Origin of the sequence: Leptospira hartskeerlii, assembly GCF_002811475.1 — a bacterium.
Taxonomy (GTDB): Bacteria; Spirochaetota; Leptospiria; order Leptospirales; family Leptospiraceae; genus Leptospira_B; species Leptospira_B hartskeerlii.
Window position 1 is genome coordinate 1 of sequence record NZ_NPDL01000017.1, and the last position, 11,407, is coordinate 11,407.

9 protein-coding genes are annotated in these 11,407 nt (G+C 38.8%); all 9 read right to left on the minus strand.

The window, feature by feature from the left end; all coding sequences use genetic code 11:
• Positions 1 to 231: 231 nt before the first annotated feature.
• On the minus strand, positions 232 to 1,662 hold the full coding sequence (locus CH352_RS18710; protein WP_100708275.1) for an SEFIR domain-containing protein: 1,431 nt from the start codon (positions 1,660 to 1,662) through the stop codon (positions 232 to 234).
• Positions 1,663 to 1,902: 240 nt separating this feature from the next.
• Positions 1,903 to 2,700, minus strand: a complete 798-nt coding sequence (locus CH352_RS18715; protein ID WP_100708276.1) for an alpha/beta hydrolase — start codon at positions 2,698 to 2,700, stop codon at positions 1,903 to 1,905.
• 201 nt (positions 2,701 to 2,901) lie between these two features.
• Entirely contained in the window at positions 2,902 to 3,288 is a 387-nt protein-coding gene (locus CH352_RS18720; RefSeq protein WP_100708277.1) for a hypothetical protein, read from the minus strand.
• Positions 3,289 to 4,355: 1,067 nt separating this feature from the next.
• Entirely contained in the window at positions 4,356 to 4,913 is a 558-nt protein-coding gene (locus tag CH352_RS18730) for a hypothetical protein (protein ID WP_100708278.1), read from the minus strand.
• Between the two features lie 201 nt (positions 4,914 to 5,114).
• Positions 5,115 to 5,642 (minus strand): hypothetical protein, encoded by a 528-nt coding sequence (locus CH352_RS18735; protein ID WP_100708279.1) that lies wholly within the window; start codon positions 5,640 to 5,642, stop codon positions 5,115 to 5,117.
• 212 nt (positions 5,643 to 5,854) lie between these two features.
• On the minus strand, positions 5,855 to 6,061 hold the full coding sequence (locus CH352_RS18740) for a toxin-antitoxin system, antitoxin component (RefSeq protein ID WP_100708280.1): 207 nt from the start codon (positions 6,059 to 6,061) through the stop codon (positions 5,855 to 5,857).
• Positions 6,062 to 6,064: 3 nt separating this feature from the next.
• Positions 6,065 to 6,361, minus strand: coding sequence for a BrnT family toxin (locus CH352_RS18745; RefSeq protein WP_100708281.1), 297 nt, complete (start codon positions 6,359 to 6,361; stop codon positions 6,065 to 6,067).
• 1,134 nt (positions 6,362 to 7,495) lie between these two features.
• Entirely contained in the window at positions 7,496 to 8,332 is an 837-nt protein-coding gene (locus CH352_RS18760; protein ID WP_100708284.1) for a hypothetical protein, read from the minus strand.
• 196 nt (positions 8,333 to 8,528) lie between these two features.
• Positions 8,529 to 9,437, minus strand: a complete 909-nt coding sequence (locus tag CH352_RS18770; protein ID WP_100708286.1) for a hypothetical protein — start codon at positions 9,435 to 9,437, stop codon at positions 8,529 to 8,531.
• Positions 9,438 to 11,407: the final 1,970 nt, after the last annotated feature.

Consider the following 11,407-nt stretch of genomic DNA (forward strand, 5'->3'; position numbering starts at 1 on the left):
AAGAAAGGATTTACAAAAAATCCAAACTTCAAAAATAATAAAAAGAAAATTTGCAGTCATGTTCGCTTAACGACCAAGCCTAGCCGACGTTTCGCGAGTGCACAAGCACTTGGCACGAGACTTGCCATGCAAGACGAGTGACAAAGCGAAATGTGCCGTCAGGCCGGAGCGAGAGTGCGAAGCAGCTCGAAGCGCAGCGGCTGAGGCGAAAGTTATGCGCCGTAAGTCTTTTTATACAGTGTTTAAATTTTCTAAATTTAATCCGGATGTTATGCTATTTACGATATAAGATCTAATATGCCCATTAAAGTGAATTCCGAGAATTTTAGATAAAACTGCTTCCTTAATCAATTTTGGATCAGGGTTATCAATTAGTATCTGGAACTTTGAAAACTCGCTTTTTTTTGAGAGCATTATAAAAAAATTAAATCTAGAACCGGATTGCTGGTAAAATAACGTTTGAGGGTACCAATGAATATCATCTCTAAGATAGGTCATGAGTAATACGAGTAATTCACCTTGTATCAAGTCCGAAAACGAAACAATCTCTGAATTCGCGTTGCGTTTAAATATTTCACCAGAAGGACTATTATAATTTGTATTATCTTTTTTAACTAAGTATTGATTAATCGTTTCAGAATATGAATAAAAGTAACCAAAATTGTCAAACAATCTAGATCTACTTTCAGTCTCAGGAATTAAATACGGGTTATTAAAAATCGCTTTTAACAAGAAATAAGATCGCTTTCGGGTTAATAAAGCAACAATATATAAAAATAATTCATTCGCAAACATTGAATGTGCATCAAACCAATTCTCACTCCATCTATTAACTTCTTTCGGCTTGGACTTTAGTTCAAGAATTTTGTCTAAAAATGAAAGCAACATTTCAACTAACTCTTCTTGATCGGTAACTTGTAATTCTAAATTAAGCCATTCGATAATTGAATTTCTTACTGTACATAGTTTACTAAAATCTTCTAGTATTTTCTCAGCAAATGAAGACGCATTAGGTTCTCTTCTTATTCTTAGTAAATCTATATAATTAATACCTTCCTCCAAGAAGTCATCCCTCAATGAACCCTTATTTCTTTTATCATTCAGTAAAGCTTGTTTAAACATATTGAATTTATGTTTTAATGGAGAGGAAGGAGTTATTGAATCTTGGGTTATATAAAGCGGAGGTTTTCCGAGTTGGGGTTTTTCATGTAATGGTTTTCCGTATAAAAGTCTAATCAATTTTTCCCAATTTTCACTAATCAACTCTGGAGATGAAAAATCGATCCAAATTAGATTTTTAAAGAAGATTGGGAGGTATTCATTACCCTCTTCATCTTTTTCGCATACGATCGGAATAAATTTCGACTGCTCTACTTTAGTATATATTTCATTTGAAATAATTTGTGATTCCGTTCCGACGCCCGATTCTCTGGAATCAGCCTTAGCTTTATATTTTTTATCACAAAAGGCTAATACGTGTGTTACATTTGGATCAGTAACCATTTTCTCCATGTAGGCATACTTATCATTTCCTTCCCTGAGATCAAAGAGGTCAAAAAGAATATCGACGCCATCTGCGAGCAATTGTTCTGCCCAATCTTTTATCGTATTTTGATGTTGTTGAGATGTCCAACTATAGGAAATAAATACTTTTGGTTGCATAGTTTTAGCGAACTCGATCTAATCTTTAGTAAATAACTTTTGCTCTGAATATTCAGACTTATGGCGCATAACGACCAAGCCTAGCCGACGTTCGCGACAGCACGAACTTGCGGAAGCAAGTGCAGTGATGGAAGCGAATGTGCCGCAAGGCCGGAGCGAGAGTTGCGAAGCAAGCTCGAAGCGTAGCGGCTGAGGCGATAGTTATGCGAAGTAAAACCCGCTACCGCAAATATTTCTTTCTCATATCTTTTCTAAGAAAGAGATTATTTTAGTCCATTCCAAAGAAGATAAATTTTCATTAACATTAAAATGATCAGAATTAGTTAGTTCCATATAAGTTGAACCAACAATCTTTTTATTCAATTGGCTAGCCATATGCGCTGGAGTTAATGTGTCTAATTTTGCTCCAATTATTAATGTTGGTAATTGAACTTCTGCTGCTTTCGAAAAATTATCAAACTTGTCCAAAATAAGAAATTCGGGAATAAAACGAGAATATTTGTATTTTGCCACTTCCGCTAACGAAGTGTAAGGAGTTACTAGGATTAAATGGGAAGATATATCTCTTAAAGACAATTCCAAAGCAATCCCACTGCCCAACGATCTGCCCCATAAGATTGTTTTCTTCTTAGAAAAATTATACTTCTCCTGAACATACTTAATAATTTTTTCTGAATCATCATATAGCTTAAGTTCACTCGGTGAATATTCTTTAGATAATCCAAAACCGGCATATTCTACTAAAAGAGCGGAATAACCATGTTCATAAAAATGTTTAAAGAACCTTGCTTCCCCATACATGGTTCCCCCTTGCCCATGAAGCAAAATAATTATACCCTTCGATAGGTCTTTTCCTAAAAGCAGATGAGCATTTATTTTTCTATCAGAATTGTTTATCGTAATTAATTCGCCTGGAATTTGCCTTGGATCGAGCTTTTCTGGTTTGCCAAAATAAACTAAATTTCTAAATAAAAAAGGATATAGAAACATTAGAGTTATAATAGCTGTGGCTACAAAGAATACAGTTTTCCTTTTCAATTAATCAATTCCTCTATAACAATAATATTGGGTTTTATTTCGCATAACGACCAAGCCTAGCCGACGTTCGCAATGGCACGAGTTTGCGCATGCAAACGAAGTGACAGAAGCGAATGTGCCGCAGGCCGGAGCGAGAGTGCAAAGCAGCTCGAAGCGTAGCGGCTGAGGCGATAGTTAGGCGGCGTTTCTGCACTTGATAAATTAAACTTGGTCACTTCCCTTGCCGATGGATAATGTGCTTAAATACGAGCATGGAATTAATCCCCCAAATCCACCTATAAAGACCGCCAAAAGACCTGCAAGGAGGCCAACCAATATAAAACCTATATGAGTTTGAAGGTTTTTCTTCTTCAGGATAATAAATGATATAAAAAGACAACCTACTACAGCAACTATGTTCCCAATCTTTGCTCCTAGTTGAAAGCTCTCGTCTGGCAAAAACTTTAGACCTACTATACTTAATAGTCCTATCCCTATACCAGAAATTAATCCAGAGGATATTACTATAATTAATAACCATACTATGTAGAAAATAAGAGCTTCTTTCCAATTACGTTGGTAAGAAAAATCAGTTAAGTTTTTGAACATTATTTTTTCCTATTTACAAAATTTTATGCAGAAATGTCGCCTAACGACCGAGGTGCTCCGACGTTCGTAACGGCACGAGTTTGCCAATGCAAACGAAGTGACGGAAACGAATGTGGCGAAGCCCAAGCGAGAGGGTCACGAAGTGAGCCCCGAGCGACGCGGAGGCACCGGAAGTTAAGCGACGTGACTGCACGGACAACAATAGTGCCCGTACCTATTCTCTAATTATAGCAAAATTCAATACGGACAAATTGCAAAGGTCTACAATATTCTATCCGTTTCATTCGCACATTTGAATTTTACTCTTAGTGTAATGGTTAGCGCATTAAAGCGGTTACCAGAAAACAATATCGCAGGCCAGCGCTCCGCTAGTGCGATGAAAACGGATGCTCATAGATTGAATCTACATTAGTCTTAGAAAGGATTTACAAAAAATCCAAACTTCAAAAATAATAAAAAGAAAATTTGCAGTCATGTCCGCTTAACGACCGAGGTGCTCCGACGTTTGCAACGGCACGAGCTTGCGTAAGCAAGCGCAGTGACGGAAGCAAATGTGGCGAAGCCCAAGCGAGCGGGGCACGAAGTGAGCCCCGAGCGGCGCGGAGGCACCGGAAGTTATCCGACGTCCGATCCAAACACGGTGAATTCAATTGTTTGCAATTCCCTAATTCAGTAAATTGCCATTGCTGTAGCATCCTTCTTTCAGATGCAAAATCCCCGCTCCGTTTACTGCACCAGTCGGAATCATTACCTGCAAACTAATTATCAGGATGAAACCCAAATCTCGGCACCAGAATATCTCAGGAGCGTACCAAGCCTACAGAAAATTTTACACGGCTCTATAGAAAAATATTTAACCTGAAAATAAAAAAGAAAAAATTTATCGGATGTTCGGATAACGACCAAGCCTAGCCGACGTTCGCGACAGCACGAACTTGCGTAAGCAAGTGCAGTGATGGAGGCGAATGTGCCGCAAGGCCAAGCAAGGGTCGCTTTAGCGATCCCGCAGCGCTGCGGCTGAGGCGAAAGTTAGACGCTCGTCCGTTATTATATTAAAACGCCCATCATCATATAGATGAATTATCTATGCTCTTTGCAAAAAATCTTGCAAACAATATTAAAAATAATACGGATAACGATGTGGTAATTATTATCAAGAACTGACCTAAACATTTATGAGAAGTTAGTTCATTGGCAAATGGAAGCTCTATTAAAGGGAGTATAAGCAGAATACATCCCCAAATTACAAGGTCTTTATAATTCCCTATAAATTTCCTTTTTCGCTCATGTTCTATTCTAAATTCCTCAATACTTTCTTGATAGTCTTGTTCCGTTAGTTTTGCGAAAATTTCGATCATTGGATTAATATTGTTTTGCTTATTTAGCTTCGTTAATTCCGTTCTTATATCGTCAAATCTCTTTTCCACGGACCCCATCGTTTCACGTCGCATATTCAATAATCTGTGATCAAGTTTTGTAATCACTTGATCACAGAGAGTCTTTAACCCAGAATCATAAGAATTAATTCTTAATAAAATAAAAGCCGAAGAAAACCCTATTATTGCAGCAATGACTTGAGGGATAGTGCTAAAAACGTAAAGATAAGTATTTTCGGTAAAGTTCATGGTTTCTTCTTTTTCAAGGATTATCTTAACGGATGGCGTCTAACGACCAAGGGTTGGCGACGTTTCGCGAGTGCGAAGCACTTGGCGCGAGGCTTGCTTTGCAAGACGAGTGACAAAGCGAAATGTGGCGAAGCCTGGAGCGAGGGCGCGTAAGCGTCCCGAAGCGCAACGCCAAGCCGAAAGTTAGGCGTAGTTGACTTTTTAAAAATTGAATAGTTGCTTAAAAGCTTTCCCATTCTTAGTTGGAGCACCAAAACCTCGACCACCCAAATCAGTAATAATGAAGCGTGCACCTTTATCAAGCCCGCGAATATTCGCTAGATTCGGATTCTTTTCTGCTGCTAAATTTATTAAATATGTTTCCAATTCTAGTAGAACTTTATTATTAACTGGGCCTTTAGACTTAGCCATTACTAAGAAAAATAGAAATGGCTTAAATTCTCTTTCATAACGAATAATTTCGCCGTTATAGATATTTAAGTTTCGAGGAGTAAAGCATTCTGTCTTAAAGGTTGTTTTAGTTTTTCCAACATATGCAGGCATATAACTATTCGGAAGACGTAAACCAAATATATAGATACCCCGCCCTTTCTGAATTGAGTCAGGAATTTTATGTTCGTTCCAAAAATTATCTACGTTTTCCGGAGTAATTCTCCGACCTCCCGGAAAAGATTCATAATCTAAATTATATATTCTAGTAGGTTTGAAACTTATTTGATCTAAACTCATATCTATTGTCTCCTTCGATATTTTTATTTCAAGAGTGAGATTATAAGTCAATTACGCCTAACGACCGAGGTGCTCCGACGTTTGCGATGGCACGAGTTTGCTCATGCAAACGAAGTGACAGAAGCAAATGTGGCGAAGCCCAAGCGAGCGGGTTGCGAAGCAAGCCCCGAGCGGCGCGGAGGCACCGATAGTTATACGCCGTAGCTTAATAATTAAATGGAAAGTTCTTTCTGAAGTTCGAGTTCTTTCTTAAGGACTTTGTTGATAATTGAATTTATATCTTTGCCCTTAGAAGAAGCAATTTTAGAAAAATATTCTTCAATATCTTCATCGAGGTATATTGGAAGATGTATATCTCTCTTATCTTTTATAAAAAAGACACCTTTTTTACCTTTAGAGAAGTCGTAGTGTTTTTTCATTTCTTAATCTTTGCCTAATCTTTGGAAATATTCTTTTTCTTCCAATTTATCAGCTTTTCTTGCGGAAATTATTCTTAATTTCTCTTCATTTTTATTGGATTTGTCTACAAAAACAACCACGATTATAGTAAAATTTTCAATTTTTCCGAGCACAAGCCATCTTTCTTCATTTTCAGAATGATTTTCATCCGGAATATAGATCGCATCTTTATCTAGAAAAACTTGAGAAGCTTGTTTAAATGAGATTTGGTGCTTCTTAAGATTTGAAGAGTTCTTTTTGTCATCCCATTCAAATAGCATTTAATTAAGAAATATTTTAGATGAATGCTTGGTAAATCAGAATATTCTTCAATTGTATTTTCTTCTTTTAAACCGGAAGATTCTTAAGCTATGGCGTATAACGACCAAGCCTAGCCGACGTTTGCGATGGCACGAGTTTGCTCATGCAAACGAAGTGACAGAAGCAAATGTGCCGCAGGCCGAGCGAGAGTGCGAAGCAGCTCGAAGCGTAGCGGCTGAGGCGATAGTTAAGCGACGTGACTGCACGGACAACAATAGTGCCCGAAACTTACCTCTACTTCCAACAAAATTCAATACGGACTGATTGTAGATGTCTGCAATATTATATCCGTTTCATTCGCACATTTGAATTTACTCTTAGTGAAATGGTTAGCGCGTTAAAGCGGTTACCAGAAAACAATATCGCAGGCCAGCACTCCACTAGTGCGATGAAAACGGATACTCATGGTTGAAATCTAAATTAGTCTAAGAAAGGATTTACAAAAAATCCAAACTTCAAAAATAATAAAAAGAAAATTTGCAGTCATGTTCGCTTAACGACCGAGGTGCTCCGACGTTTGCAACGGCGCGAGTTTGCTCATGCAAACGAAGTGACGGAAGCGAATGTGGCGAAGCCCAAGCGAGCGGGTTGCGAAGCAAGCCCCGAGCGGCGCGGAGGCACCGGAAGTTAAGCGACGTGACTGCACGGACAACAATAGTGTCCCAAACCTTCCCTCTACTTCTAACAAAATTCAATACGGACTGATTGTAGATGTCTACAGGATTCCATCCGTTTCATTCGCACATTTTAATTTACTCTTACAAAAATGGTTAGAGCATTAGGACCTTTATTCATAACTACTAACCAAGGCCAACGCTCCACTAGTGCAATGAAACGGATGCTTATAAATTAAATTCTAAATTAGTCATAAAATGGATTCACAAGAAATCCAAACTTCAAAAATAATAGAAAGAAATTTGCAGTCATGTTCGCTTAACGACCAAGGGTTGGCGACGTTCGAAACGGCGCGAGTTTGCTCATGCAAACGAAGTGACGGACGCGAATGTGGCGTAGCCTGGAGCGAGGGTGCGAAGCAACCCGAAGCGCAACGCCAGAGCCGATAGTTATGCGCTGAGCGAGTATATCAAAAAAAATTAACGTTTTTTAGGTATTGATAGAGATTCTTTTGAAACTAAAAATGTTCCATCTTCCATTAATTCACCAATAACGTGATACGTTCCCTCTTTATCAGGAACTAATGTCAATCTGCTCAAATTTACGTCTGATAAACAGTATTTACCTGGTTTATTAATATTTTGCTTTTCACGAATGTCTAAAACTGACGGTTTTAGGATCCCTTTTTCAATCACGAAGGCATATTCCGAACCAGGCTTGTCAACCACAACTCCCAAGATTGGCCAACCAGAATTTGCTGCTCCCCGTAATGCTTCTTTATTTTGATCCAATGCTATATCACCAACCATGAGATCAGGAAAACATTTATAGAATTGTAAGATAGTATCGTCTGACAATTCATGCTCTTTTCTATACCAGTCTTTTAAAGATTCCGAGATATTAAAATAATTTCTTCTTTCAGAACCAATGGTACTTTTTAAACCATTAATTTCTTGAATATACTTCTCTTCAATTTCAGCTATTGTCTTCATGTCATGCTCTTGCCAATTTTTTCGCATATAGTTTCTGGCCTTTAATATTCCAGTTTTTACTAATTCCGCATAGGGTTCAGAGAACAGAGACAGTAAAGGAATAAATAGAACATAAAAAAGTGAATAGAGCGCTGGTTTACAATATTCTATTGGATTGGTCTGTAGCAGTGAGTCTATTGACGCAATTGAATCTCCTAAATATAGCTTATAAAAGAAACGCCAATTAACTCCGAAGAAAAAGAAAGTAAACGAAAACAAAAAGGGATGAGAAATTCTTTCGTATAATTTCCCCTTAATAGTCTCAATAAGTTCTTCGAATTTCATTTATAGATTTCCACTTTAATTGTATTTTTGCGAGCTTTGCGCATAACGACCAAGGGTTGGCGACGTTTCGCGAGTGCAAAGCACTTGGCGCGAGACTTGCTTAGCAAGACGAGTGACAAAGCGAAATGTGGCGAAGCCTGGAGCGAGGGCGCGTAAGCGACCCGAAGCGTAACGCCAAGCCGAAAGTTAGGCGACGTCACAAATCGTTCACTTGAATACACTTAAATTTAGTAATGTCAAAGTTCATTATTTTAGAAAGAAAATCAACGCGATTCGAACATTGAGTATCCAAAACATAAATTTCATTAAGTGATACATTTTTCATAACGAAAAGTATACTATTTAGTTCGCAGTCGTACTCATTAAAATTAACGCCCCAAATGAAGAGTTTCTTAACATTTTCAAACCAATTTAAAGCCCAATAATGGTTTCGACTTAATTCGCTGTAAATATTATTCTTCCCAAGCATTCTATGCTGTTCGGAAGAGATATCATAAACTTTCTTCTTTTGCAAAACCTCGATTATATTTTCGTCTATCGATAATTCAGTGGGGAATATTAAGCTATAAGGGAGGCCAACCCTTCCATGTAGTTGTATTAAATTTGGAAATTCCTCGCATCTAGACCAAAGTAACTCGTCCCAATTAAGAGTTATATAGCCTGTATTCAGGGATGAATTATTTATCCCTATTTTTTTAATGATTTCAGCCAGATCACTTCGTAGGCTAATTGATTTTTCTTTTTCGGCTTCTTTAAAATTTTTACATAATTCTTCTTTAAATTCGTTAATCTCCTGAATAACGCTCAGAAAATCTATTCTACTTGGATCTTTAAAAAAGGCATTTCGCAACATACGAAATACAAAAGATATTATTGATAAGCAATGTGCTGCATTAAATTGCGTTGGCTTCTTAAATAGTGGGGATTGAAATTCACTACTACGCCATCCATGTTCACGCAAAGTTTTTAAAACAGGTTCCCATCCATTTTTAACTGCCCCATTTCCTATAATCACAAGATGATCATAGCCCGTTGGCATTCCATGATCCTCAGAGGATAAAAATCTTAATAAAGGAAACATTGAAATTTTACGAATACTGTCCATTTATTGTGATGTCCGCCTAACGACCGAGGTGCTCCGACGTTTGCGATGGCACGAGTTTGCTCAAGCAAACGAAGTGACAGAAGCAAATGTGGCGAAGCCCAAGCGAGCGGGTTGCGAAGCAAGTCCCGAGCGGCGCGGAGGCACCGGAAGTTAAGCGACGTGACTGCACGGACAACAATAGTGTCCCAAACCTTCCCTCTACTTCTAACAAAATTCAATACGGACTGATTGTAGATGTCTACAGGATTCCATCCGTTTCATTCGCACATTTTAATTTACTCTTACAAAAATGGTTAGAGCATTAGGACCTTTATTCATAACTACTAACCAAGGCCAACGCTCCACTAGTGCAATGAAACGGATGCTCATACTTTGAATTCTAAATTAATACCAGAAAGGATTCACAAGAAATCCAAACTTCAAAAATAATAGAAGGAAATTTGCAGTCATGTTCGCTTAACGACCAAGCCTAGCCGACGTTTGCGATGGCACGAGTTTGCTCATGCAAACGAAGTGACAGAAGCAAATGTGCCGGAGGCCAAGCAAGGGTCGCGTAGCGATCCCGCAGCGCTGCGGCTGAGGCGAAAGTTAGGCAGCAGTATCGCTCCTAACACGATGCACCCAAACCCTAATCTATAAAATCATCTACTAGCGAAAAAGTCAATTAGTGACTAATTCACTTTCACAATATAAGGTAGCGAACCCTTTTCGTTTCTTTTAATATCAAGGTTACTATAAATCAGAAGAAACCAAACATTATCAGAATTCTTTAGTCTACTATATAAGGCAAGAAAAGGGTGAAAAGCGGTCGAACCTTAAGTGGATCCTGATTCGGCTCTAAGGTAAAATTCAAAACTTATATTATAAAAAATAAAAGAAATCGCGATATTGCGCCTAACGACCAAGCCTAGCCGACGTTTGCAATGGCACGAGTTTGCTTATGCAAACGAAGTGACAGAAGCAAATGTGCCGGAGGCCAAGCAAGGGTCGCGTAGCGATCCCGAAGCGTAGCGGCTGAGGCGAAAGTTAAGCGACGTGACTGCACGGACAACAATAGTGCCCGAAACTTACCTCTACTTCCAACAAAATTCAATACGGACTGATTGTAGATGTCTGCAATATTATATCCGTTTTATTCGCACATTTGAATTTACTCTTAGTGAAATGGTTAGCGCGTTAAAGCGGTTACCAGAAAACAATATCGCAGGCCAGCGCTCCACTAGTGCGATGAAAACGGATACTCATGGTTGAAATCTAAATTAGTCTAAGAAAGGATTTACAAAAAATCCAAACTTCAAAAATAATAAAAAGAAAATTTGCAGTCATGTTCGCTTAACGACCGAGGTGCTCCGACGTTCGCAACGGCATGAGTTTGCTCTGCAAACGAAGTGACGGAAGCGAATGTGGCGAAGCCCAAGCGAGTGGGTCACGAAGTGAGCCCCGAGCGACGCGGAGGCACCGGAAGTTAAGCGACGTGACTGCACGGACAACAATAGTGCCCGTACCTATTCTCTAATTATAGCAAAATTCAATACGGACAAATTGCAAAGGTCTACAATATTCTATCCGTTTCATTCGCACATTTGAATTTTACTCTTAGTGTAATGGTTAGCGCATTAAAGCGGTTACCAGAAAACAATATCGCAGGCCAGCGCTCCACTAGTGCGATGAAAACGGATGCTCATAGATTGAATCTAGATTAGTCTTAGAAAGGATTTACAAAAATCCAAACTTCAAAAATAATAAAAAGAAAATTTGCAGTCATGTCCGCTTAACGACCAAGGCTTGGCGACGTTTACGACGGCGCGAGTTTGCGCATGCAAACTTAGTGACGGAAGTAAATGTGGCGGAGCCTGGAGCGAGAGTCGCGTAGCGAACTCGAAGCGGAACGCCAGAGCCGATAGTTAGGCGACGGCTCTGCAGCTAATACAACAAAAATAAGCCACGGATGGCGTTAAGAATTATTTATG

Excerpts from the sequence above, each read along its gene's own strand:
- CH352_RS18710 (WP_100708275.1), bottom strand. The coding sequence starts at position 1,662 with ATGCAACCAAAAGTATTTATTTCCTATAGTTGGACATCTCAACAACAT.
- CH352_RS18720 (WP_100708277.1), bottom strand. The coding sequence starts at position 3,288 with ATGTTCAAAAACTTAACTGATTTTTCTTACCAACGTAATTGGAAAGAA.
- CH352_RS18730 (WP_100708278.1), bottom strand. The coding sequence starts at position 4,913 with ATGAACTTTACCGAAAATACTTATCTTTACGTTTTTAGCACTATCCCT.
- CH352_RS18735 (WP_100708279.1), bottom strand. The coding sequence starts at position 5,642 with ATGAGTTTAGATCAAATAAGTTTCAAACCTACTAGAATATATAATTTA.
- CH352_RS18740 (WP_100708280.1), bottom strand. The coding sequence starts at position 6,061 with ATGAAAAAACACTACGACTTCTCTAAAGGTAAAAAAGGTGTCTTTTTT.
- CH352_RS18745 (WP_100708281.1), bottom strand. The coding sequence starts at position 6,361 with ATGCTATTTGAATGGGATGACAAAAAGAACTCTTCAAATCTTAAGAAG.
- CH352_RS18760 (WP_100708284.1), bottom strand. The coding sequence starts at position 8,332 with ATGAAATTCGAAGAACTTATTGAGACTATTAAGGGGAAATTATACGAA.
- CH352_RS18770 (WP_100708286.1), bottom strand. The coding sequence starts at position 9,437 with ATGGACAGTATTCGTAAAATTTCAATGTTTCCTTTATTAAGATTTTTA.